The organism is Xanthomonas sp. NCPPB 1128 (assembly GCF_001043115.1).
Lineage (GTDB): Bacteria > Pseudomonadota > Gammaproteobacteria > Xanthomonadales > Xanthomonadaceae > Xanthomonas_A.
In genome coordinates this window covers 17,447-39,746 of the sequence record NZ_LFME01000022.1, presented here as the reverse complement: position 1 = coordinate 39,746, position 22,300 = coordinate 17,447, and the positions used below count along the sequence as shown (strand labels likewise).

Annotated in this window: 22 protein-coding genes; 8 read left to right on the top strand and 14 right to left on the bottom strand. The window is 69.5% G+C overall.

The genetic code is table 11. The annotated features are described in order from the left end of the window. Nucleotides 1–50: 50 nt before the first annotated feature. Nucleotides 51–938 (bottom strand): LysR family transcriptional regulator, encoded by an 888-nt coding sequence (locus ACP93_RS14005; RefSeq protein WP_048491288.1) that lies wholly within the window; start codon nt 936–938, stop codon nt 51–53. Between the two features lie 91 nt (nt 939–1,029). On the opposite strand from ACP93_RS14005, the gene ACP93_RS14000 reads away from it, so the two are divergent. After that, entirely contained in the window at nt 1,030–2,019 is a 990-nt protein-coding gene (locus tag ACP93_RS14000) for an NAD-dependent epimerase/dehydratase family protein (RefSeq protein ID WP_204243693.1), read from the top strand. Nucleotides 2,020–2,218: 199 nt separating this feature from the next. Here the strand turns inward: ACP93_RS14000 and hemB are convergent, their stop codons facing one another. Both hemB and ACP93_RS13990 read right to left on the bottom strand, forming a co-directional pair. Then, nucleotides 2,219–3,211, bottom strand: coding sequence for a porphobilinogen synthase (gene hemB, locus ACP93_RS13995; RefSeq protein ID WP_048491286.1), 993 nt, complete (start codon nt 3,209–3,211; stop codon nt 2,219–2,221). Nucleotides 3,212–3,417: 206 nt separating this feature from the next. After that, nucleotides 3,418–3,666 carry a hypothetical protein gene (locus tag ACP93_RS13990; protein ID WP_010340624.1) on the bottom strand — a complete coding sequence of 83 codons (249 nt, stop codon included), beginning with the start codon at nt 3,664–3,666 and terminating at the stop codon, nt 3,418–3,420. A 278-nt stretch (nt 3,667–3,944) separates the two neighbouring features. On the opposite strand from ACP93_RS13990, the gene ACP93_RS13985 reads away from it, so the two are divergent. The 3 genes from ACP93_RS13985 (at nt 3,945) to ACP93_RS21210 (ending at nt 5,577) form a co-directional block, all read left to right on the top strand. Continuing rightward, nucleotides 3,945–4,310 (top strand): hypothetical protein, encoded by a 366-nt coding sequence (locus ACP93_RS13985; RefSeq protein ID WP_048491285.1) that lies wholly within the window; start codon nt 3,945–3,947, stop codon nt 4,308–4,310. Nucleotides 4,311–4,475: 165 nt separating this feature from the next. Next, on the top strand, nt 4,476–4,934 hold the full coding sequence (locus ACP93_RS13980; RefSeq protein ID WP_048491284.1) for a hypothetical protein: 459 nt from the start codon (nt 4,476–4,478) through the stop codon (nt 4,932–4,934). 271 nt (nt 4,935–5,205) lie between these two features. Next, nucleotides 5,206–5,577, top strand: a complete 372-nt coding sequence (locus ACP93_RS21210; protein WP_082143478.1) for a hypothetical protein — start codon at nt 5,206–5,208, stop codon at nt 5,575–5,577. 61 nt (nt 5,578–5,638) lie between these two features. On the opposite strand, the gene ACP93_RS13975 is transcribed toward ACP93_RS21210, so the two are convergent. The 4 genes from ACP93_RS13975 to ACP93_RS13960 all read right to left on the bottom strand — a co-directional run bounded on the left by ACP93_RS13975 (nt 5,639) and on the right by ACP93_RS13960 (nt 11,324). After that, nucleotides 5,639–7,444: a DUF885 domain-containing protein gene (locus tag ACP93_RS13975; RefSeq protein WP_048491283.1), complete on the bottom strand. Its 1,806-nt coding sequence runs from the start codon at nt 7,442–7,444 to the stop codon at nt 5,639–5,641. Nucleotides 7,445–7,701: 257 nt separating this feature from the next. Continuing rightward, on the bottom strand, nt 7,702–8,280 hold the full coding sequence (locus ACP93_RS13970; RefSeq protein WP_048491282.1) for a cytochrome c oxidase assembly factor Coa1 family protein: 579 nt from the start codon (nt 8,278–8,280) through the stop codon (nt 7,702–7,704). 52 nt (nt 8,281–8,332) lie between these two features. Beyond that, the gene (locus ACP93_RS13965) at nt 8,333–10,564 is read right to left on the bottom strand and encodes a S9 family peptidase (protein WP_048491281.1); all 2,232 of its coding nucleotides are present in this window, start codon (nt 10,562–10,564) and stop codon (nt 8,333–8,335) included. A 70-nt stretch (nt 10,565–10,634) separates the two neighbouring features. Beyond that, complete coding sequence (locus ACP93_RS13960) at nt 10,635–11,324, bottom strand: glutathione binding-like protein (protein ID WP_048491280.1); 690 nt, start codon at nt 11,322–11,324, stop codon at nt 10,635–10,637. A gap of 112 nt (nt 11,325–11,436) precedes the next feature. Here ACP93_RS13960 and ACP93_RS13955 point away from each other — a divergent pair, with 112 nt between their 5' ends. Then, nucleotides 11,437–12,045 (top strand): TIGR00645 family protein, encoded by a 609-nt coding sequence (locus ACP93_RS13955; RefSeq protein ID WP_017908501.1) that lies wholly within the window; start codon nt 11,437–11,439, stop codon nt 12,043–12,045. A gap of 171 nt (nt 12,046–12,216) precedes the next feature. Then, entirely contained in the window at nt 12,217–13,221 is a 1,005-nt protein-coding gene (locus ACP93_RS13950; protein ID WP_048491279.1) for an energy transducer TonB, read from the top strand. A gap of 95 nt (nt 13,222–13,316) precedes the next feature. Here ACP93_RS13950 and ACP93_RS13945 read toward each other — a convergent pair whose 3' ends face one another. From ACP93_RS13945 to ACP93_RS13915, 7 genes are all read right to left on the bottom strand, one after another. Next, nucleotides 13,317–14,255: a CPBP family intramembrane glutamic endopeptidase gene (locus ACP93_RS13945; RefSeq protein WP_048491278.1), complete on the bottom strand. Its 939-nt coding sequence runs from the start codon at nt 14,253–14,255 to the stop codon at nt 13,317–13,319. 144 nt (nt 14,256–14,399) lie between these two features. Continuing rightward, nucleotides 14,400–15,581, bottom strand: coding sequence for an ABC transporter permease (locus tag ACP93_RS13940; RefSeq protein ID WP_048491277.1), 1,182 nt, complete (start codon nt 15,579–15,581; stop codon nt 14,400–14,402). Beyond that, entirely contained in the window at nt 15,578–16,324 is a 747-nt protein-coding gene (locus tag ACP93_RS13935) for an ABC transporter ATP-binding protein (RefSeq protein WP_017908432.1), read from the bottom strand. Before ACP93_RS13935 ends, ACP93_RS13940 begins: the two co-directional genes overlap by 4 nt. A gap of 31 nt (nt 16,325–16,355) precedes the next feature. Then, complete coding sequence (locus ACP93_RS13930; protein WP_048491276.1) at nt 16,356–17,870, bottom strand: alpha/beta hydrolase; 1,515 nt, start codon at nt 17,868–17,870, stop codon at nt 16,356–16,358. Nucleotides 17,871–17,960: 90 nt separating this feature from the next. Then, on the bottom strand, nt 17,961–18,161 hold the full coding sequence (locus tag ACP93_RS13925) for a helix-turn-helix transcriptional regulator (protein ID WP_048491275.1): 201 nt from the start codon (nt 18,159–18,161) through the stop codon (nt 17,961–17,963). Next, a complete protein-coding gene (locus ACP93_RS13920; protein ID WP_048491274.1) occupies nt 18,158–18,736 on the bottom strand; it encodes a hypothetical protein in 579 nt (192 codons plus the stop codon). Before ACP93_RS13920 ends, ACP93_RS13925 begins: the two co-directional genes overlap by 4 nt. 817 nt (nt 18,737–19,553) lie before the next feature. Beyond that, entirely contained in the window at nt 19,554–20,264 is a 711-nt protein-coding gene (locus ACP93_RS13915) for an FAD-binding oxidoreductase (RefSeq protein ID WP_048491273.1), read from the bottom strand. A gap of 137 nt (nt 20,265–20,401) precedes the next feature. Here ACP93_RS13915 and ACP93_RS13910 point away from each other — a divergent pair, with 137 nt between their 5' ends. Continuing rightward, the gene (locus tag ACP93_RS13910) at nt 20,402–21,403 is read left to right on the top strand and encodes an ABC transporter ATP-binding protein (RefSeq protein ID WP_106407109.1); all 1,002 of its coding nucleotides are present in this window, start codon (nt 20,402–20,404) and stop codon (nt 21,401–21,403) included. 19 nt (nt 21,404–21,422) lie between these two features. Then, nucleotides 21,423–22,238: an ABC transporter permease gene (locus tag ACP93_RS13905; RefSeq protein WP_048491271.1), complete on the top strand. Its 816-nt coding sequence runs from the start codon at nt 21,423–21,425 to the stop codon at nt 22,236–22,238. The last annotated feature ends 62 nt before the right edge of the window (nt 22,239–22,300 follow it).

The following is a 22,300-nucleotide window of genomic DNA, read 5'->3' as shown; positions in this document are numbered from 1 at the left end:
GGCCGGAGGCGCGTGTGCGCCAGCCGGCCGCCATCGCATGCGCGCGCCCGTCAGGCGGTGTGCGCCGTCATCGCCTCGGCCAGCGCCGCGAACACCACGCTGCAGGCGGCACTGCCGCGCACGTCCTGGTGCATCACGATCCAGCTCTCCAGGCCGACGCGCACCTGCTGCGGCAGCACCGGCACCAGCGCCGGCGTGCGCCGCGCCAACGCGACCTGGCAGAAGCCGATGCCGCAGCCGGCGCGCAACAATGCCAGTTGCGCCAAGTCGCTGTCGGCGCGCAACGCGAACGCCTCGCGCCGCCACAGCGGCAGGCCGCTGCGCGCGGCACGCAGGAACGGCGTCTCCGCATCGAAGCCGATCAGCGCGTGCTGCGGCAGTTCCTCCAGCGTCTGCGGCAGGCCGTGCCGGTCCACGTAGTCCTGGTGCGCGAACAGCGCCACCGTCACCGCACCGACGTGACGCGCGACCAGCACGTCCTGGGTGGGCCGGGTCATGCGTACCGCCACGTCGGCTTCGCGGTGCAGCAGGTCCTGTACCCGGTTGCTCAGCACCAGTTCCAGCCGCAGTTGCGGATGCGCGCGGCGCAGGGCCGCGAGCACCGGCGGCAGCACTTCCGCGCCGATCACCTCGCTGGCGGCGATGCGCACCGTGCCGCGCACCGCATCGCCGTGGCGGCCCGCCGCGCGCTGCAGCGACGCGGCCAGGCTGGCCATCGCCTGCGCATGCCCGTGCAAGGCCAGGGCGGCATCGGTGGGCAGCAGGCCGGTCTGCGAGCGCACGAACAGCGGCACCGCCAGCGCCTGTTCCAGCGCCGCCACGTGCCGGCCGACCGTGGGCTGGGTCAGCCCCAGCGCGCGTGCCGCCGCCGACAACGAGCCCTCCTCCAGCACCGCCAGGAAGGACCGATAGAGTTCCCAGCCGATCGTGTTGTCCATACAGAAATGTATAGCCGCCTGGTGGTCTTCGCCAATTTTCTTCTGCGGCACCGATATCGACACTGAGCGCCGACCCCAACGGAGCGCTGTCATGTCCCCATCTTCTTCCACCGCCCTGGTGCTGGGCGCCCGCGGCGGCATCGGCGGCGAACTGGCGCGGCAGTTGCGCGACGCCGGCTGGCAGGTGCGCGCCCTGCAGCGCGGCCTCGCCCACCCCAGCGAGGACCGCGACGGCATCCACTGGCGCCGCGGCGATGCGCTGCTGCGGGCCGACGTGCTGCAGGCGGCGCAGGGCTGCGCGGTGATCGTGCATGCGGTCAATCCGCCGGGCTACCGGCGCTGGCCGGAGCTGGTGCTGCCGATGATCGACAACACCATCGCCGCGGCCATCGCCGGGCGCGCCACCGTGGTCCTGCCGGGCACGGTCTACAACTACGGCCCGGACGCCTATCCGGCCCCGGACGAAGACGCGGCGCAGGCCCCGGTCACGCGCAAGGGCGCGATCCGGGTGGAACTGGAGCGGCGCCTGCGGGCCGCAACCACGCAGGGCGCACGCGCCATCGTGGTGCGCGCCGGCGATTTCTTCGGCCCGCGCGTGGGCAACAGCTGGTTCGCGCAGGGGCTGGTGCGGCCGGGACGGCCGGTCACGACGGTGACCCTGCCGGGCGATGCGGGCGTGGGCCACCAATGGGCCTATGTGCCGGACGTGGCGCGGACCATGCTGGCGCTGCTGCAGCGGCGCGCGCACCTGCCGGCCTTTGCCCGCCTGCACATGGACGGGCACTGGGACGCCGACGGCACGCAGATGGCCGCGGCGATCGCGCGGGTCGCGCAACGCCATGGCCTGGCGCCGCCACGCACGCGCCGCTTCCCGTGGCCGCTGCTGACCCTGGCCCTGCCGTTCTGGCCGCTGGCGCGCGAACTGCACGAGATGCGCCCGCTGTGGCGGCACCCGCTGCGCATGCGCAACACGCGATTGCTGGACCTGCTCAGCGAAGAACCGCACACGCCGCTGGATGCGGCGGTGGAAGCGACGCTGCTGGGGCTGGGCTGTCTGCCGGCGGCGACGCCATCGGCATAGCGCGGACGCGTGCGCGGGTGCGGCTTCAGCCGCGACCGGGCCGCAACGGGAAAGCCCGGTCGCGGCTTCAGCCGCTCCTACGAGATCCACGCAGATGGATATCAAGATCGCTGCCTGTGTAGGAGCGACTTCAGTCGCGACGCTTTTTCGAAGACCCCGTCGCGACTGAAATGTCTCCAACAGACAGAGAGGCGCCGGCTCAGCGTGCCTCGCGCAGCCAGCGCGCCACCTGCGGCGCGAAGTAGGTCAGCACGCCGTCGGCGCCGGCGCGCTTGAACGCCATCAGCGACTCCAGCACGCAGGCGCGCTCGTCCAGCCAGCCGTTGCCGATCGCCGCCTTGAGCATCGCGTACTCGCCGCTGACCTGGTAGGCGAAGGTGGGCACGCGGAATTCGTCCTTCACCCGCCGCACCACGTCCAGGTAGGGCATGCCGGGCTTGACCATCACCATGTCCGCGCCTTCTTCCAGGTCCAGGGCGATCTCGCGCAAAGCCTCGTCGCCGTTGGCCGGGTCCATCTGGTAGGTGGTCTTGTCGGCCTTGCCGAGGTTGCCGGCGCTGCCCACCGCCTCGCGGAAGGGACCGTAGAACGCCGAGGCGTACTTGGCCGAGTAGGCCATGATGCGCACGTGCAGGTGCGCGTCGGCATCCAGCGCGCGGCGGATCGCGCCGATGCGCCCGTCCATCATGTCCGACGGCGAAACGATGTCCACGCCGGCGTGGGCATGCGACAGCGACTGCTGCACCAGCGCCTCGACGGTGATGTCGTTGAGCACGTAGCCACGGTCATCGATGATGCCGTCCTGGCCGTGGCTGGTGTACGGATCCAGCGCCACGTCGGTCATCACCCCCAGCTCCGGGAAGCGCGTCTTCAGCGCGCGCACCGCGCGTTGCGCCAGGCCGTCCGGATTCCAGGCCTCGGCCGCGTCCAGCGACTTGCCGGCCGGGTCGATCACCGGGAACAGGTCGATCACCGGGATGCCCAGTTCCAGCGCGGCCTCGGCCTCCTTCAGCAGCTCCTCGATCGACAGCCGCTCCACGCCGGGCATGGAGGCGATCGGGGTGCGCCCGGGCACGTCGTGCACGAACACCGGCCAGATCAGATCGTCGACGGTGAGGGTGTGTTCGCGCATCAGGCGGCGCGAAAAGGCATCGCGGCGCATGCGCCGGGGACGGTAGTGGGGATGGGCCACGTGCAGGCTCCTGGATGGGCGGATTCTGGGAGGCCGCGCCGGTCGCACGGTCCGATGCCGCCAGGCACCCGGGCCGCGCCGCCGGCACCGGCGTGAACGCAAGGCGGCCCGCGTGCGGGCGCCGTCGGCTGCGCATGTTACTCCCGCCGGCGCGGCGCGCAGCGCGGGATGGTGCAACACAGCATGCCGGTCGCCCGGCACGCGGGTCAGATCACCCCGCCGCCCAGGCTCAGCCGGATCACCCCGACCACGATCACCAGCGCATTGAGCATCAGGCCGGTCTTGGCGCGGCCGCGGTTGGGCGCGGCGGTGAACAGCAGCCCGATCGCGGCAATGAGTGCGCCGACCGCGGCGAACGGAATCAGGAACCAGTTGCCCCAGCCGAGCAGCGGGATGAAGGCCAGGATCATCCACAGCAACGCCACGATGCCCCACAGCAGACTGATCAGGCCCATGCCGGCCTCCGTGCGAATGTCAGCCTGCACCATAGCGCACTGCGAAGGCCGGCGCGGCGCGTCCGCTGATCGGTCCGGCGCTGGTGCGGATCCATTCGGGGCCACGCCGGAGCTGGTCGCCGGCACCCAACGGGAAACTCCAGCGCGGCCGGTGATGACGGTCGATCCACGGTGACGGCGCAAACGGAACACCTGGGCGAAGCGGGTAGGGGATACGCGCATTGGATCGTCTTACTGCGGGACGGGAACGCTGCACCGTCTTCATCCAGGAGGAACCCATGAAGCGCTGGATATGGATTTTCGCCCTCTGTCTACTGTCGCTCCCCGCCCTCGCCGCACCCGTCTACAAGAAGCTCGTGTGCCGCGACAACGACCCCTTCGTGTTCTGCACCCAGGGCTGCAAGGGTGTCGACAAGAACTGGAGCCCCGTGGACCCAACCAGTGGCTCCTGGCAGGCAGACCCCGGGTATTGCTTGCGACCCAGTCCGGTGCGCTGCTGCAAGCACGGTTGGCACTGCGGCGCGTGGACGCCCACCGCGATCGTGGCCGTGAAGCAGTACGAAGACATCTGTCCTGCCGCCGTCAACCAAGGCGAGTGGACGGACCCGAGCCGGCGTCCGGAAAACGTGCCCTACGAGCACTGACGCTCATGCCGCTGCACGACGCAGCGGCGTGTTGCCCCCGACAGCCCGGCCCCCACGTCTTGGCATGGGGATCACGGCCGCCCTGCCAGGGTGGCCGCGCCGGGTTCGGCACGATTCACCCGGCCCGCCTATGATCGCGTGAGATCCGAACACGGGGGTAAGGCCATGAACATCCGACCGCTGTTGCCGCTGGCGCTGCTGCTGGCCCTGGCTGGCTGCGCCAGTTCCTCCAAGGTGATGGTCGGCGCGGCGCGGCCGCCGATCGATCCGGCGCTGGTGCAGATCTACTCGGCACCGCCGCCGGGGGCGGTGGATATCGCCCAGCTCGAATCCTCCAGCGCCGCCGGTTTCGGCACCCAGGGCCAGACCGATGCGGCGGTGGCCCGGCTCAAGCGCGACGCGGCCAAGCTCGGCGCCAACGGCGTGGTGCTGATGGGCGTGGGCTCGCAACGCTCCGGCGGCGGCCTGTCGGTCGGCGCGGGCAGCTACGGCGGCCATGTCGGCGGCGGCCTGGGCATCGGCATCCCCACCACGCAGAAGCGTGCCGCCGGCATGGCGATCTGGGTGCCGCCGGGAACACCGGCGCCGGCGGCGCCGCAGCCTGCGCCACCGCCCATTCGCTGAATCCAGTCAGCCTGCTGCCCTGCCTGCCCTGCCCGGCCGATACGTGCGCCGCTGGCGCACTTCCCCGCAGCGAATCGCCCCTGTCAGCCGGGATGGGCCGGATGGGCCCATGGCGCACGGCATCCCCCTCGCACGCTGAAACCCTTGCTAAGCTATTTGCGGGCAGGATTGGCGCGACCCGTCAGAGTCCCGGTCCGGGGTGCCCCCGCCATGCAACGACACGTTTGGTCCGAACGTCTGGGATGGACCGCTTTCGACAGAGGGAAGTGCGATGAAACAGTGGCTATGGATTCTGGTTGCGTTCCTGGGGTTTCAGGGCGCCGCTGGCGCACAGCAGGTCTATGAGGATCTGGCCTGTCGCGACAACGATCCCTTCGTCTTGTGCACGCAAGGCTGCAAGGGCAGGGACAAGAACTGGACGCCGGTGACTCCTCAAGCCGGCGTATGGATCGCGGTACCTGGCTATTGTCCTTGGCCGACGTCGACCGGCCCTTGCTGCGTCGGAAACGTATGCTTCAAACCGTGGACGCAGAAAGCGGTAGATGCGGTCTATCAGTACATGTATATATGCCCGATCGGCGGCGGCAAAGCCCGCGATTGGACGGGACGGCAACGGCCCGAAAAGGTTCCAAAGGATCATTGATCCGCAGCGACTGCGCCACTGCGCCCTTTGAGCGCAGTGGCGCGTCCAGTTGACCTTCCGCTCACCTGCGCTGTGACGGCACGAACACCTCGTCCACCGCCGCGGCCAGCTGGTTCGGCGGCAGCAGGCCCTGGTCCAGCAGGAAATTGTTGAACTTCAGCCGGTCGAACTTTGCGCCCAGCGCCAGTTCGGTGCGCATGCGCAGTTCCAGGATGCGGCTGTAGCCGTAGAAATAGCTGCCGGCCTGGCCGGGCGCGCGCACCATGTAGCGGTCCAGTTCCTGCCGGGCCATCGCCGGCGACAGGCCGACCTCGTTCTCCAGCACCAGGCGCGCGCGCTCGCGGTCGATCAGGCCGAGGTTGAGCATCGGGTCGAGCATCGCCCGCGCCGCGCGCAGCAGGCGGAACTGCAAGGCGACCAACTGCCCGTCCAGCGGTTCGTACGGCACCATCTCGGCCTCGGCGTACAGCGCCCAGCCTTCCACGTTGACCGAATTGAACGCGAACAGGCTGCGCGCCAGCGACACGCCGCGCTCGACCATGGCGGTGAACTGCAGTTCGTGGCCGGGCCGGCCCTCGTGCGCGCTCAGCGTCCACGCCGCCGCGCCGAAGTTGAAATCGTCGTAGTGCTCGCCCTTGCCGGCGCTGTCCGGATTGCCCAGCGGCAGCACGAAGGTGCCCTGCTCGCCGGTGTTGCCGACCAGCGGTGCCGGGCGGAAATGCGGCGCCGGTTGCGCGGCGCTTTCGGCCGGCGAGCCCAGGCGCATCTGCATCGGCCGCTGCGGCACGTCGACGATGTGCTGCTGGCGGATGATCGGATCGATGCGGTCGATGACGCTGCGGTAATGCGCCTCAAGCTTGTCGTCGGGGATGGTGTCGCGCTTGAGCGCGCGCAGCACCGCGCGATAGTCGCGCGCATCGTCGCCGCGCAGGCCCTTGGCGGCGGCCACCAGCGGCGCCAGCTGCTGCATCGTCGCGCGGGTTTCCATGAATTCCAGCTGCGCACGCTGCATCAGCACCTGCGGGGCGATGTCGATGCCCACCTGCTTGAGCTGGAACGCGTACAGCTCGGGCGGCAGGCGTGCATCCTCGCGCGCCTGCGGCAGCACCACCGTGCGCGTCCAGGTGGCGTAGTCCTGGAACTGCTTGTCCAGCGCCGCCAGCGCTGCGTCCGCGCCGGCGATCCTGTACTCGGCGAACAGCGCGCGAATGCCCTTGGCGTAGGTGTCGACATTGCTCAAGGCCTGCTCGACCTCGCGCTTGGTCGGCTGCAGAAGCTTGCCGTCGGCGCGCTTTTCCTCGTAACGCTGCCGCGCCAACTGCAGGATCGAGGTGCTGCCCGGCGCCAGGCCGACGTAGCGCTGCAGCCGCAGCAACGCCTTGCCGCGGCGCGCCGCCGGCACCTGCTCGGACAACAGGTTGTTGATGCCGCCGAACACGTGCTGCGGCGCATCGGTCCATGGCAGCAACAGGCGCTCGTTGAGCGTGCTGCCTTCGATGGACTGGTCAGCGGCGTGGATCAGGATCGCCAGATCCTGGCGCACGTTGGGATCGCGCTCCACCTGCAGTTTTTCCTGCAGCGTGCGGCGCGCGGCAGCGGTCGCTTCGCGGAAACGCCGCGCGTTGTCGGGACCGAAGTCGGAGACCTGGTCATCGAATCCAGGCACGCCGAAGAAGCTGACTTCCTCGGCCTGGAACGGCGCCTGCGCCTGCAGCAGGATCTGCGCGAACGCATTGCTGCGCTCCACCCAGGCCGGTGTGCGCGTGGCGGAAGCGGCCGCCGGTGCGGCCGCTGCGGCCAGCGCCGGGAACGGCGAAGGCGCTGCCAGCGCCAGGGTCAGGGCGATGGCGAGGACACGTGGCTTCATGGCGCAGCTCCGGCAGAATGATGTCAGGACCGTACGCGGCACGTGCCGGATCGGCCATCTGCCGGAGGTCATGGCTGCCACCACGCGGCGGGTGCAGCATGCGAACAGGCCCGCGTCGCGGCCGAAGCAAGGCGCATACCGTGACGGCAACGCGGAACGCATCACTGCAGATGGGCGGTGCGCTGGTCGCACGCCCATGGAAGCCCCCCACCCACGCACCACGCGACGAGGTGGGCGGCAGCACGTTCGCCGCCCGCTTACTTCGTCGCGTCGGCCTCGGCCGGCATGGCGTCGTCTGCGTCCATTGCGGGCACCGGCGGCGCCTCGACCGCCATCCCGTCCGCCTCCTCCTCGTCGTCGGCGTCCTGCCCGAGCGCGTCGAGCAGCGGGATCGCCTCGCCCGCATCCGGCAGCACCTGCAAGGTGGTGTAGTGCCACTCGCCCGCGTGGCGCTCGGCTTCGATGTACAGGGTGCCGTTGGCGCGGCTGCCGTGCAGCGACACGCTCAGCTCGGCGTTGCCACTGCCACCGCCGCTGGTGCTGCTGTTGCCGCTGGGCATGATGCCGTCCTTGATCGGCGCGCCCAGCGCGGCCGCCACGCGTGGATCGTGTTGTGCGGCCATCACGCCGACACGATACGGCTCGGACGACTTGGTGACGCGCGCGAGGCCAAGCACGAACACCGCGATCGACGCCAGCAGCAGGGCGCCGAGCACCAGCACGATCAGCGGCACCGCCCACTTCCAGTGCCGCGCCCACCAGCCGCGCCTGGCCGGTCGCGGTGCCGTGGCAGTGGTCGGGCCGGGCGTCCCGGGTAGCGGCGGCGGACTCGACATTGCGTCACTCCTTGTCATGCGGAAACGGGCAGGTGGAAGCGGACCGGCGCGCTCAGGGCTTGAGGCAGCGCGCCAGGAAGGCTTCGGTGGTGCGGTAGCGATGCAGCGCGTTGCTGCCGGACAGGCCGTGCTTGGCGCCCGGATAGGTCATCAACTCGAACAGCTTGCCGCGCTTCTGCAGTTCGCTCATCAGCGAGGTGGAATTGGTGAACAGCACGTTGTCGTCGGCCATGCCGTGCAGCAACAGCAACTGCGAGGTCAGCCCGTCCAGGTGCGCGGCCACGCGGCTGTCGCGGTAGCCGTCGGGATTGGCCTTGGGCAGGTTCATGTAGCGCTCGGTGTAGTGGCTGTCGTACAGGCCCCAATCGGTGACCGGCGCGCCGGCGGCGCCGCAGGCATAGGCCTCGCTGTGCTTGGCCAGCAGCATCAGGGTCATGTAGCCGCCGTTGGACCAGCCGTACACGCCGATGCGCGCCGCATCCACCCACGGCTGCGCCTTCAGCCAGGCCACCCCGCGCAACTGGTCGTCCACTTCCACGGTGCCCTGGTGCTGGTACAGCGCGCCGCCGAAATCGCGGCCGCGGCGCGGCGTGCCGCGATTATCCAGCGAGAACACCACATAGCCGTGCTGGGCCAGGTACTGGTCGAACAGCGCATCACCACGGCCGGGCCAGCCGTCGAGCACGGTCTGCGCGGCCGGGCCGCCGTACACGTAGACCACCACCGGGTAGCGCTTGCCGGGATCGAACCCGTCCGGCTTCATCAGCCGGTAGTGCAACTGGGTCTTGCCGTCGGCGGCGGTCATGGTGCCGAACTCGACCGGCCGCTGCGCGGCGCGGTAGGCGGCATACGGGTGTTGCGGATCGGCCAGGTCGTTGACCAGCAGGGTGGCGATCTTCTCGCCATTGGCGCGGAACAACTCGATCTGCGGCGGCGTGGTGGTGTTGGACCAGCTGTCGACATAGACGCTGGCGTTCTTGGCGAAGCTGGCGGCATGCGTGCCGTTGGGCTTGGACAGCGTCTCGATGGCACCGCCGGCCAGCGGCACCGCGTAAATCTGGGTCTGCGTCGGCGACGCCTTGGTCGCGGAGAAATAGACCTTGCCGGCGGCCTCGTCCACCGCCAGCAACTCGTCCACCACCCACTCGCCCTGGGTCAGCGGGCGCAGCGTGCGGCCGTCTTCCGAGGCCAGGTACAGGTGTTCGTAGCCGCTGCGCTCCGAGCCCCAGACGAAGCGCCCGTCCTTGAGGAAGTGCAGGTCGTAGGTGAGCGGCACCCAGGTCGGGCTGGTCTCGGTGATCAGCACGCGTTGCTTGCCGGTGGCCAGGGTCGCCTCGATCAGCTCCAGGCGCTTCTGGTCGCGCGACTGGCGCTGGAAGGTCAGCCGCTGCGGATCGCGCCAGTCCACGCGCGCCAGGTAGATGTCCGGGTTCTTGCCCAGGTCGATCCATTGCGGCTGCGCGCCGGCGCGCGGCGCGATCGTGCCGAGTTGCACCTTCACGTTGGGCTGGCCGGCCTGCGGGTAGCGCTGCTCCACCACCTCGGTGTGGTCGGCGTAGACCTCCGGGCGCTTCTGTACCGGCACCTCGGTTTCGTCGATGCGCGCGAAGGCGATCGCCGAGTCGTCCGGCGCCCACCAGTAGCCGGTGTGGCGATCCATTTCCTCGTCGGCGACGAATTCGGCCACGCCGTTGCCGATGGTCTCGCTGCCGTCGTGGGTGAGCTGATGCTGCTGGCCGCTGGCCAGGTCGATCACCCACAGGTTGCGCCCGCGTACGAAGCTGACGTAGCCGCCCTTGGGCGAGATCTTCGGATCGGTGACGAAGCCTTCGCCATGGGTGAGCTTGCGTACCGCCGCGCTGCCGCTCTTGCGCAGGTCGTACAGGTACAGCTCGCCGCCGAGCGGGAACAGCAACGCCTGCGCGTCCGGCGCCCACTGGTACTCGACGATGCCGGTGTAGGCGGCGATGCGCTGGCGCTCGCGGCGCGCCTTCTCCTCGTCGCTCAGGGTCTCGGTACCGGGCAGCACCAGCTTGGAATCCACCAGCATGCGGGTCTGGCCGCTGGCGATGTCGTATTCCCACAGGTCCAGCTGGTTGCGATCGCTGTCCTTGCCGCGCAGGAAGGTCACCCGCGAGCCGTCCGGCGCCACCTTGGGCTTCATCAGGGTTGGCCCGGACAACGGCTTGCTGCCGGTGATGGCCTCCAGGGTCAGTTTCTCGGCATGGGCGGGAACGATGGGCGTGGCGAGCATGAGGGCGAGAGCGGCGAACAGAGAGCGCATGAAGGTTCCTGATGGAGCACCGAGCGCACGGATGATGCGCGTGCGCCCGGGATTTGAGAAGCGCGCCGGCTCAGCGCTGCCCGAACAGGTGCTTGCGCTCGGCGTCGCTAAGCGGCTTGCCCGCGTTCGGGTTCACCTGCTCCTTCAAGGCGTAGGCGCGCTGGGTGGCCGGACGCGCGGCGATGGCGTCGTGCCAGCGCTTGAGATGCGGGAACGCGGCGTAGTCGGGGGTCAGGCCGTTGTACACCTCGATCCACGGATAGCTGGCCATGTCGGCGATGCCGTAGGCGTCGCCGGCCAGATAGGCGCTGTGCGCCAGGCGCTTGTCCAGCACGCCGTGCAGGCGCCGCACCTCGTTGCCGTAGCGCTCGATCGCATAGCCGATCTTCTCCGGCGCATAGACGTTGAAGTGGCCCATCTGCCCGGTCATCGGGCCGAGCCCGGCCATCTGCCAGAACAGCCATTCCAGTGCGAGCACGCGCCCGCGCGGATCGGCCGGCAGGAAGCGGCCGGTCTTCTCGGCCAGGTACAGCAGGATCGCGCCGGACTCGAACACGCTCTGCGGCGCGCCGCCGTCGGCCGCGGCATGGTCGACGATGGCCGGCATCTTGTTGTTCGGCGAGATCGCCAGGAATTCAGGCGCGAATTGCTCGCCGGCACCGATGTCGACCGGCTTGAGCGTGTAGTCCAGTCCGGCTTCCTCGAGGAACAGGGTGACCTTGTGCCCGTTGGGGGTGGGCCAGTAATACAGATCGATCATGGCAGCGCTCCTGGAAGGGGACCCCGAGTGTAGCGGCGCCCCCCGGCTTGGCAGCGTCATCGCCGGCCGAGTACCCTGGCCGCTCCCGCAACGCAGCATTCCAGACCACGCCATGACTCCAGAGCGGCCCCGCCTGCACCCCCTGTCCAACCTGATCTTCGCCTCGCGCTGGCTGCAGTTGCCGCTGTACCTGGGACTGATCGTGGCCCAGGGCGTGTACGTCTTCCTGTTCGGCAAGGAGTTGTGGCACCTGATCCACGAGGCGCCGAGCCTGGGCGAACAGCAGATCATGCTGATCGTGCTCGGCCTGATCGACGTGGTGATGATCTCCAATCTGCTGGTGATGGTGATCGTCGGCGGCTACGAGACCTTCGTGTCGCGGCTGGGCCTGGAAGGCCACCCGGACCAGCCGGAATGGCTGAGCCACGTCAACGCCAGCGTGCTCAAGGTCAAGCTGGCGCTGTCGATCATCGGCATCTCCTCGATCCACCTGCTCAAGACCTTCATCGCGGTCGGCGCGCTCGGCGGCATGCCGATGTGCTCGCCGGAACAACTGGCCAGCGCCGTGGGCACGGTGGACCTGAAGAGCTGCGCGACGCTGACCGCCACCGGCGTGCTGTGGCAGACCATCATCCATGGCATCTTCATCCTGTCGGCGATCGGCATCGCCTGGACCGACCGGATCATGTCCGCGTCCGCGCCGGCGCGGCCGGCGCACTGACCAACGCGCGCAGCGTCACGCTTTTTGCCGCATGGCAGCGGCTGCCACGCACACGGCGGCCGCGGATGCTAGATTGACCGATGGGGTGCGCTGGCGGCATGGGGGCCGCAGCACCGCGAACGCACCGCCGTCGCATCGTTGATTGCCAACACCGGGGACTCAGGGGGACGCATGCCGCAACTCACCACATTCGCCAAGGCGCGCCGTGTCGCGCCCGTCCTGTTGCTGGCCGCGCTGGCGGCCTGCTCCAAGCAGGAAGAGACCGCACCACCTAGCGCTGCACCGGCCACCGCCGCGGCCAACGCACCGGCACCGCCGGCGGTCTCGGCCAAGGTGCAGTCGATGGGTACCGAACAGTTGCACGACTCGGCCAGCCAGGCGCTGCGCGAGAACCGCATGTACGCGCCGGCCGGCAACAACGCGGTCGAGTACTACCTGGCGCTGCGCGACAAGCAGCCGGACGACGCCGGGGTCAAGAGTGCGCTGACCGACCTGATGCCGTACACGCTGATCGCTGCCGAACAGAGCATCAACCGCGAGGATTTCCCGGAAGCCCAGCGCCTGATCGGCCTGATCGAAAAGATGGACCCGCAGGCGCCGGCGCTGCCGCGGCTCAAGCAGGGCGTGAGCAAGGGCATGGAGGCCGTGGCCCAGCGCAGCCAGGACGAGACCGACAAGGCCAAGAAGGACGCAGAGCAGAAGGCCAAGCTGGCCGCAGAGCAGCAGAAGCAGGCGCAGCAGCAGGCCAGCGAAGCGCAGGCCGCGCAGCAGATCGCCGCGCAGCAGGAGGCCGCGCGCCGCGAGAGCGCACGTCAGGAAGCCGAACGCCAGGCCGCCGCGCGCCCCGCCACGCCCACCGCCACGGCGCAACCGACGCCCACACCGGCGGCGGCTCCCGCGGCCGCGCCGGCCGCCACCGCACAGACCCTGCGCCCGATCAGCACCCCGGCCCCGCGCTACCCGCCCGAAGCGCTGCGCTCGGGCACCGCTGGCGAAGTGCTGGTGGAGATCACCGTCGGCACCGACGGCGCGGTCACCAATGCCCGCGTGCTGCGCTCCACGCCGCCGCGGGTGTTCGACCGCGAAGCGCTGAACGCCACCAAGCGCTGGCGCTTCGAGCCGGTCGGGGCACCGGTGACCACCCGCCGCACGCTGGCCTTCAATCCCGGCGGCTGAGCCGCGCAACATCATGCGCGCGCCCGGCAGCCGCCGGGCGCGCAGCGAACGCAAGGCGCGACACCGCGCCGACGGAAACACGTCGACCAGAACGATCAGGGCGTCGGTGTCATGCCCGCGCTGCGAGCGGTCGCGCCGAAGCGCCCCTTGCGCCAGGCCACCCAGGTCGCGATCGCGCCCACCACCGTGCACACCAGCAGGCCGGGCAGGGAGGCCTCCGGCCCGAACGCGCCGCCGCTCAGCCACTCGGGCATCCCCGCCTGCGCGGCGCTGCGCGCGAGCGCGGGCCCCATGTCGGTCCCCGACACCGCCGCGCCGAACAGATAGCCCTGGGTGAAGTTCCAGGCCGCATGCACGCCGATGGAGATCCAGAGCCGGCCGGTGAGCACGTAGAAGGCGCCCAGCATGACGCCCGCCTCCACCGCGATGCAGAGCGCGGCGAACACGCTCGCGTTCGGATTGCCGAGATGGGCCAGGCCGAACAGCGCCGCCGACAGTGCGAACGCCAACCACGGCCCGAACGCACGCCACAGCAGGCGCAGCAGGATCGCGCGCAGCATCAGTTCTTCGACCACGCCGGCCTGCAGCGCCTTGCCGAGCGCACCCCATGCCGGCGCCGGCCCGGCCCAGCGGATCGTGTACACGCCGAACGCCGCCATGAGCGCCATCACCGCCGCGAACATCGCCGCGCCTAGCAATAGCCCAAGGGCCAACTGCGACGGCGCAGTGCGCCAGGCGAGTTCCGCCGGCCAGCGCCGCTCGCCGAGGCGGACCGCGACGGCGTAGAGGATGGCGGCCGTCAATGCCGTGGCATACGGCGCGACGCGCTCCGCGCCCGGCGGCAGCAGCCTGGCGCACAGCAGCGGCACCGCCGTCGCCACGACCACCATCAGCGCCAGCAACGCGATCGCCCAGGCCACCGCCCGCAGCCAGCGCACCCTTCCCGGCTGCAGGATGCGCGCCTCGCCCAGCACCAGCAGGCGCCCAGCGCCGGCAGCCGTCACTGCTGGGGCATCGTGTGGATACGGAGACATGCAAAGGCTCGCTGCGGAGGAGGAGTCGGCAAGACGGAACGCTTCCGCCGCGCACAGGGAGTGTGCATCACGATCGCATTCGCGGCGCGGCCCCGCGACGACGGGCGTGCAGCGCGCGGATCCCGCCCGCGCGCTGCCGCCTGCTCAGCTGGAGATCGCCAACTGCTCCTGCCGGTAGCGGCGCACCGCCGCCAGCCACAGCACCGCGGCCAGGCCGAAGCCGGTGAGCAGGTACACCGCCCAGATCTGCGGATCGATCGTTTCGCGGCGGATGATCTTCATCAGCATCTGGTTCTGCGCCAGGAACGGCACCGCGAACTGCCACAGCGTGGTCTTCAGCGGATACACCATCAACGCGTAGCCAGGCAGCATCGGCAGCAGCATCAGCCAGGTCATGTGGCTCTGCGCCTCCTTCATGCTCTTGGCCGAGGCCGCCAGGTAGGTCAGCAGCGAGGTGCCGATGAACAGCATCGGCAACAGCACGAACAGCATCTGCAGCATCGCCACGAAGCTGACGTTGAGCTGGCGGCCGATGCCGCTGGCCACCTGCGCGCTGAGCTTGAACGCGAGCAGGGTCAGCAGCAGCGAGACCAGCCCGACCACGCAGGCCGCGGCGATCTTGCCGCTGACGATGGCGCTGCGCGAGGCGGGGGTGGCCAGCAGCGGCTCCAGCGATTGCCGCTCGCGTTCGCCGGCGGTGGCGTCGAGGATCAGGTAGGCGCCGCCGATGAACGAGGTGATGGTCAGCAGCACCGGCAGCAGCATCGCCAGCAATGCGCCGCGCTTGGCCTCGGGCGTGGCCAGGTCCTGCAACGCCACGTCCAGCGGCCGCGACACTTGCGAATCGATGCCACGCGCCAACAAGCGCAAGGCACCGACCTGCTGACCGTACATGCTCAGCGCGGCCTGCACTCGCTGGGTCGGGATGTCGGCATCACGACGGGTGCTGTCCTTGATGATCTCCACCAGCGCCGGGCGCCCTTCGTGCCAGGCGTTGGCGTAGTCCTCGTCGATCTTCAGCGCCAGGTCCACGTCCTGACTGCGGATCGCCCCGGTGAGGTCCTTCGGCGGTGCGACCGCGTTCAAGCCCTGTGCGGCGAGGAAGGCCACCAGGTTCGGCGCGCGTTCGCGGCCGATCACCGGAATGTCCAGCGGCTTGTCGATCTGGGTGCGTACGCGGCTCTCGGCCAGCGCGCCCATGCCCAGGATCAGCGCCGGGTACAGCAGCGGACCCAGCAGCAAGGCCAGCGCCAGGGTGCGGCGATCGCGCGAGAGGTCGCGCAATTCCTTGCGCATCACGGTGAATACGGTACGGAGCAGGCTCATGCGTGCAGTCCCTCGTCGCTGCCGATCGCCTTGACGAAGGCGTCTTCCAGATTGGGTTCGCCGGTGAGGGCGCGCAGTTCGTCGGCGGTGCCGGCGGCCACCACCGTGCCCTTGGCGATGATGACGATGCGATCGCACAGCGCCGCCACCTCCTGCATGATGTGGCTGGAGAAGATCACGCAGCGCCCTTCCTCGCGCAGCTCGCGCAGGAACCCGCGCAGTGCCCGCGTGGTCATCACGTCCAGGCCGTTGGTGGGTTCGTCCAGGATCACGTTGCGCGGGTCGTGGACCAGCGCGCGGGCGATCGCGGTCTTGGTGCGCTGGCCCTGGCTGAAGCCTTCGGTCTGCCGGTCGAGGATGTCGTCCATGTCCAGCGCCTTCGACAGCAACCGGGTGCGCTCGGCGATGCGCGCCGCCGACAGCCCGTGCAGCTCGCCGAAGTAGGCGATGTTCTCGCGTGCGGTCAACCGCTTGTACACGCCGCGTGCGTCCGGCAACACGCCCAGCGCGCGCCGCACCGCCATCGGATCCTGGCCCACGTCGACGCCGTCCACGCGCACCTGGCCCTGGTCCGGTGCCATCAGCGTGTACAGCATGCGCAAGGTGGTGGTCTTGCCGGCGCCGTTGGGACCGAGCAGGCCGGTGATCTGGCCGTCGGCGGCCTGGAAGCTGACCCCTTGCACCGCCTGCACGGCGCCGGCGCGGGTCTTGAATGCCTTGTGCAGATTGTCGGCGACGATCATGCGTGCCCCTCCCTGTCGAACGCTGCGCAGCTCATGGTTCCCATCCGTTGAATGAAGTGAAGGCCGGTACGCCGCTCATCGCGTCCAGGCAGGTGGCATCGAGGTGCTTGGCATCGGCGGTCTCGAAGAACTGGCCGAGCAGCTTGGGCATGCAGCCCAGGGTCATGGTGCCGTGACCCTGGCCGCGCACCACCAGGTGGCGGCCGTTGGGCAGGCCCTTCAGCACGCGCTCGGCGTAACGCGGCGGGGTCACCGGATCCAGCTGGCCGGAGGTCAGCAGCACCGGCAGCGTGGAGGTGAACGGCGCGGTGAAGTCGGCCGGTCGGGTGCCGGTGGGCCACACCGGGCAGGGCGCGAAGAACATCTGCGCGACTTCCGGACCAAGCAGCGTGTCGTGCGTCTGCGGCGCGCGATAGCGGTCGGCATCCTCGGCGCAGATCACCGACCACTGCATGCCGCGGTTCATCTGCCCATCCAACTGCCGGCCCATCATCCGCGCCAGCGACATCAGTGGTCCGTAGCGGCCGTTGGCGGCTTCGTCCAGCACCAGCGGCAGCAGCGACGCGGTCTGCGGCGCGTAGGAGAACGAGAACGCCAGGCTGGTGACGGTGTCGGCGGTGACCCGGTCGTGGCGGCTCTCGCCGCTGGCCGGATCGCGGTAGTCCACCTCCACCGGCGCCTGCCGCAGGCGCTCCACCACCGCCCGCAGCTGCGTGCGGGTGTCGGTGGGGAAGCGCTTGGCACAGGCCGGGTCGGCCTTGCATTGCTCGGCCTGCAGGGCGATCGCATCCTCGAACGTGTTGGCGAACTCGCCACCGACCACCAGGTCGTTCGGCGCCACGCCATCAATGACCACGCTGCGCACGTGCGGCGCATAGCGGCGCGCGTACTGTTGGGCGACGCGGGTGCCGTAGGAACCGCCGATCAGGTTGACCTTGTCCACGCCCAGCGCGGCGCGCACCGCATCCAGATCGCCGATCGCCTGGGTGGTGGTGTAGTAGCGCGGGTCGGCACGGCCCTGCAGCGACTGCGCGCAGCGCCGGGCGTAGTCGACCAGTTCGGCGGCGGTGGGCGCACGCGCCGGATCGGCCAGCGGCATGTCCTTGCCGTCCGGCCCCAGGCAGCTCAGCGGATTGGACTGGCCGGTGCCGCGCTGGTCGATCAGGAACACGTCGCGGCGCTTGCGGGTTTCGCGCAGCGCCATGTCGACGATGCTGGCGACCTGGGTGGCGGCCTGGCCGGGACCGCCGGCCAGGAAGAACACCGGATCCGGATCGCTACCGCCCTCGCCGGTGATCGGCAGCCAGGCGATGTTGAGTTCGATCTTGCGGCCGTTCGGCGCCGCCGGATTCTCCGCCACCGCCATGCGCGTGCATTGCGCGGCGACGTTGTTGGAGGCCACCGGATTGGTCAGCGTGCACGGGTGGAAGCGCAGCGTGCCGTAGCTGCGCTCGGACGTCTGCGGCGCCGGCGCCTGGGCCGCCTGGCAGGCGGCGAGCAACAGGGTGGCCGCCGCAATGGCGAACGGCCGGGAAGGGTGTCGCATGGTTCGCATCCTTGAGGTCATGACTTGCAGAATGCCATGCCGGAACATGGCGTCGTCGGTGCCCGGTAGGGCATGGAACGGAGTACGCGGTTACTCGGCCTCATCGAACAGGAACACCTGCTCGATGCTGTGCGCGAACAGCCGCGCGATACGGAACGCCAGCGGCAGGCTCGGATCGTACTTGCCGGTCTCCAGCGCATTGATGGTCTGCCGCGATACGCCCAGCCGCTCGCCCAGTTCGCCTTGCGACCAGCCGTGCGCCTCACGCAGCTCGCGGACTCGGCTGTTCATTGGTAGCGGCGCGCGTTCGCGACCTTGACCACGCCGTAGGTCATGCACAGTGCGGGGAACACCCACAACATCGCGCTTGAGGCCGACACCACGATCACCTGCGCCGCCTGCAGGAATCCCGCGGCCATGTAGACGCCGCAGATCAGCCCGGCGGCGATGGCGATGGACTCCAGTTCGATGCGCCGCTGCAACTCGTCGGAGTCGCGCACGAAGCGCGCTACCGCGCGGATCACCAGCGCCAGCATCACGGCCGGCAGCAGCGCGACCAGCGCGCGCAGCCAGAGCACATCGACGCTGTCGAGCAAGCGCTTCCAGAACAGCATCACCACCACGTAGGCGCCCATCGGCGGAAAGAACTCGCGGTAGTAACGTCGCGCCAGCGCCCGCGGCGCGTTGTCGGCCAGGCTGCCCCGCGACCACCACAGCAGCACCGCCACGAACAGGCCGCTGACGCCGACGCCCATGCACAGCCCACGCAGATAGTCGCTGCCGCCGAACGGCAGCCAGGCCGCTGCCGCCAGCAGCGCCAGACTCGCGCACAGCACCACGATCGCGTTGCGCCTGCAGTTCCCCATGCCCGTCCCCAATCTCAGCCCACCCCGTTCCGGCGCCCGTTCCGGCTGCGCCCCATGGCGTGCCGACCTTTCCCCTGTCAAGCACGCTTGACAGCAGAATGCGCGTCGCGGGAACGCCTGTCAAGCGTCCTTTACAGTCGAGATAGGAGCACCGCCGCGCCCGTGCGGAAGCCCTCATCCACCCTTCCGGGCACCTTTCCCAAAAATGGAGCCAAGGTCCCGAGGGCAGAAGGGAAGTCATAGCCCCTCTCCCGTCGGGAGAGGGGTTGGGGTGAGGGTAAAGGGCGCGCAGCGCCTGCAAGGATATGGCCTTGCGAGGCTTCGGCCCTGCCCTCATCCGCCCCTTCGGGGCACCTTCTCCCAAGGGGAGAAGGGAGACGCTACAGCCCCTCTCCCGCCGGGAGAGGGGTTGGGGTGAGGGTACGGGCGCGCAGCGCCTGCAAGGATATGGCCCTGCGAGGCTTCGCCCTGCCCTCATCCGCCCCTTCGGGGCACCTTTTCCCAAAGGGAGAAGGGAGACGCTAAAGCCCCACTCCCGCCGGGAGAGGGGTTGGGGTGAGGGTACGGACGCGCAGCGCCTGCAAGGATATGGCCCTGCGAGGCTTCGCCCTGCCCTCATCCGCCCCTTCGGGGCACCTTCTCCCAAGGGGAGAAGGGAGACGCCACAGCCCCACTCCCGCCGGGAGAGGGGTTGGGGTGAGGGTACGGGCGCGCAGCGCACTTGGCATTTCCGGAGCGCACGGCTTCGCACCCGACAGACCTTCCCGGTGTGCGGTCGCGGCTGAAGCCGCTCCTACAATAGGCGTAGGCTTCGCCCCTACTTGCTGCTGACGTACTTCTCGCGACGGATGTGCTGCACCGGCAGGCCAGCCTCCTTCAGCGCATCGAAGCAGGCATCGACCATGTTCGGATTGCCACACAGGTAGGCGATGTCGCCTTCGGCCTGCGGCGCGAATTCGCCCAGGAACTGCTGCACGTAGCCGTGCCGCACGTCCGGATGCGGCGCTTCCGGCAGCTCGCGCGAGAAACACGGCACGAAGCGGAAACCGGGATGCGCATCGGCGAAGGCGCGGAACTCATCGCCGTACAGCAGTTCGGCCGGCGTCCGCGCGCCCAGCAACAGCACCACCTCCACGCCGCGCTCGGCCATCGCCGCTTCCAGCAGCGGCAGCATCGAGCGGTACGGGGTGACGCCGGTGCCGGTGGCGATCAGCAGATAGCGACGGTTGGCGTCGCCGGGCTGCAGGCAGAAGCGCCCGTACGGACCGCTGGCGCAGACCTGGCCACCGATCTCCAGCGCCTCGAACAGCGCCGTGGCCGCGCCGCCGGCGACGAAGCTGACCGCGATCTCCACGGTGGCATCGGCCGGCTGCGCCGGATCGTGACGCGTGGCCAGCGAGTAGCTGCGCTTGGTCGCCGTGCCATCGGCATAGTGGAAGTGCACCTGCACGAACTGGCCGGGCGCGAACGGCAGGGGTTGGCCGTCGTCGCGGACGAAGCGGTAGTGGCCGACGGCCGGGGCCAGCATGTGGCGATCGACCAGTTTCAGCGGGAATTGGGCAGGCACGGAGATGCAACAGTCTGTGGCCGGGGGCGACCCCACGAGGTCTCCTATAATAGCGGCTGCACTTCTCCTGCGCCGTCGATGCGGCGCGAAGGCCCGCCTTGACTCCCGCATCCGCTCTTCCCCCGCAGACGCCGGCGCCCGCCCTGCGCGTGCGCGACCTGCGCAAGACCTACGACAACGGCGTGCAGGCCCTGCACGGCGTGTCGCTGGACGTGTTGCCCGGCGACTTCTTCGCCCTGCTCGGCCCCAACGGCGCCGGCAAGTCCACCCTGATCGGCATCATCAGCTCGCTGGTCAACCTCAGCGCCGGCCAGGTCGAGGTGTTCGGCACCGACCTGAGCAGCCAGCGCAGCGCGGCGATGCGCCTGATCGGCCTGGTGCCGCAGGAAATCAACTTCAACCTGTTCGAGAAGCCCTTCGACATCCTGGTCAACTACGCCGGCTTCTACGGCATGCCGCGCGCCGAGGCCGAGCGCCTAGCCGAAGTGGAACTCAAGCGCGCGCACCTGTGGGAGAAGGCGCAGGTGATGAGCCGCACCCTGTCCGGCGGCATGAAGCGGCGGCTGATGATCGCCCGCGCGATGATGACCCGCCCGCGCCTGCTGATCCTGGACGAACCCACCGCCGGCGTGGACATCGAGATCCGCCGCGACATGTGGCGCGTGCTGCGCGAGATCAACGGCGCCGGCACCACCATCATCCTCACCACGCACTACCTGGAGGAAGCGGAGAGCCTGTGCCGCAACCTGGCGATCATCGACCGCGGCCGCATCGTCGAACAGGGTCCGATGCGTGCCCTGCTGGCCAAGCTGGACGTGGAAGGCTTCCTGCTGGACATCGACGGCGAACTGCCGGCGCAGTTGCCGGCGATCGAGGGCACCACGCTGCTGGCGCAGGACGCGCACACCCTGGACCTGGATATGCCGCGGGCGATGGACCTCAACCGCGTGTTCGCCGCGCTGGGCGACGCCGGCATCCGCGTACGCTCCATGCGCACCAAGAGCAATCGCCTGGAGGAACTGTTCGTGCGCCTCACCGGCGAGCACCGCGATGCCGCTGCGGCCACGACCGGCGCGGCCACGCCGTCCGCCACTCCCTGATGCCCCCACGGCCACGACCATGACTCCCCAGACCGATTCCACCCTCCCCGTTTCCGACGCCACCCCGGCCCAGCGCAACTGGGTCGCGCTGGGCACCATCGTGCGCCGCGAGGTCAAGCGCATCCTGCGCATCTGGGGCCAGACCCTGGTGCCGCCGGCGATCACCATGACCCTGTATTTCCTGATCTTCGGCGGCCTGATCGGCTCGCGCGTGGGCGACATGGGCGGCTACAGCTACATGCAGTTCATCGTCCCCGGCCTGGTGATGATGAGCGTGATCCAGAACAGCTACGGCAACATCAGCTCCAGCTTCTTCGGCGCCAAGTTCGGTCGCCACGTCGAGGAACTGCTGGTCAGCCCCATGCCCAACTGGGTGATCCTGTGGGGCTACGTCGCCGGCGCGGTGCTGCGCGGGTTGATGGTCGGGGTGCTCGTGCTGATCATCGCCATGTTCTTCACCCCTGTGCGCATACCGCACCCGCTGGTGACCCTGACCACGGTGCTGCTGGGCGCGACCATCTTCTCCCTGGCCGGCTTCATCAACGCGGTCTATGCGAAGAAGTTCGACGACGTGGCGATCGTGCCGACCTTCATCCTGACCCCGCTGACCTACCTGGGCGGCGTGTTCTACTCGGTCAAGCTGCTGCCCGGCTGGGCCGAGGCCGCCACCCACGCCAACCCGATCTTCTACATGGTCAACGCCTTCCGCTACGGCCTGCTCGGCAGCAGTGACGTGCCGGTATGGGTGGCCTACAGCCTGATGCTGGGCTTCGTCGCGGTACTGGCGGCGCTGGCGCTGTGGCTGCTGCGGCGTGGGGTGGGGCTGCGGAGCTGATCCTGTTCGCTCCTTGAACGCATGCCGTTCGCGCGCACCGGACGGGGTTGGGCGTTACGCAC

Coding starts and splice junctions, on each gene's coding strand:
- ACP93_RS14005 (WP_048491288.1), bottom strand. CDS start 938: ATGGACAACACGATCGGCTGGGAACTCTATCGGTCCTTCCTGGCGGTG.
- ACP93_RS14000 (WP_204243693.1), top strand. CDS start 1,030: ATGTCCCCATCTTCTTCCACCGCCCTGGTGCTGGGCGCCCGCGGCGGC.
- ACP93_RS13990 (WP_010340624.1), bottom strand. CDS start 3,666: ATGGGCCTGATCAGTCTGCTGTGGGGCATCGTGGCGTTGCTGTGGATG.
- ACP93_RS13985 (WP_048491285.1), top strand. CDS start 3,945: ATGAAGCGCTGGATATGGATTTTCGCCCTCTGTCTACTGTCGCTCCCC.
- ACP93_RS13980 (WP_048491284.1), top strand. CDS start 4,476: ATGAACATCCGACCGCTGTTGCCGCTGGCGCTGCTGCTGGCCCTGGCT.
- ACP93_RS21210 (WP_082143478.1), top strand. CDS start 5,206: ATGAAACAGTGGCTATGGATTCTGGTTGCGTTCCTGGGGTTTCAGGGC.
- ACP93_RS13975 (WP_048491283.1), bottom strand. CDS start 7,444: ATGAAGCCACGTGTCCTCGCCATCGCCCTGACCCTGGCGCTGGCAGCG.
- ACP93_RS13970 (WP_048491282.1), bottom strand. CDS start 8,280: ATGTCGAGTCCGCCGCCGCTACCCGGGACGCCCGGCCCGACCACTGCC.
- ACP93_RS13965 (WP_048491281.1), bottom strand. CDS start 10,564: ATGCGCTCTCTGTTCGCCGCTCTCGCCCTCATGCTCGCCACGCCCATC.
- ACP93_RS13960 (WP_048491280.1), bottom strand. CDS start 11,324: ATGATCGATCTGTATTACTGGCCCACCCCCAACGGGCACAAGGTCACC.
- ACP93_RS13955 (WP_017908501.1), top strand. CDS start 11,437: ATGACTCCAGAGCGGCCCCGCCTGCACCCCCTGTCCAACCTGATCTTC.
- ACP93_RS13950 (WP_048491279.1), top strand. CDS start 12,217: ATGCCGCAACTCACCACATTCGCCAAGGCGCGCCGTGTCGCGCCCGTC.
- ACP93_RS13945 (WP_048491278.1), bottom strand. CDS start 14,255: ATGTCTCCGTATCCACACGATGCCCCAGCAGTGACGGCTGCCGGCGCT.
- ACP93_RS13940 (WP_048491277.1), bottom strand. CDS start 15,581: ATGAGCCTGCTCCGTACCGTATTCACCGTGATGCGCAAGGAATTGCGC.
- ACP93_RS13935 (WP_017908432.1), bottom strand. CDS start 16,324: ATGATCGTCGCCGACAATCTGCACAAGGCATTCAAGACCCGCGCCGGC.
- ACP93_RS13930 (WP_048491276.1), bottom strand. CDS start 17,870: ATGCGACACCCTTCCCGGCCGTTCGCCATTGCGGCGGCCACCCTGTTG.
- ACP93_RS13925 (WP_048491275.1), bottom strand. CDS start 18,161: ATGAACAGCCGAGTCCGCGAGCTGCGTGAGGCGCACGGCTGGTCGCAA.
- ACP93_RS13920 (WP_048491274.1), bottom strand. CDS start 18,736: ATGGGGAACTGCAGGCGCAACGCGATCGTGGTGCTGTGCGCGAGTCTG.
- ACP93_RS13915 (WP_048491273.1), bottom strand. CDS start 20,264: ATGCTGGCCCCGGCCGTCGGCCACTACCGCTTCGTCCGCGACGACGGC.
- ACP93_RS13905 (WP_048491271.1), top strand. CDS start 21,423: ATGACTCCCCAGACCGATTCCACCCTCCCCGTTTCCGACGCCACCCCG.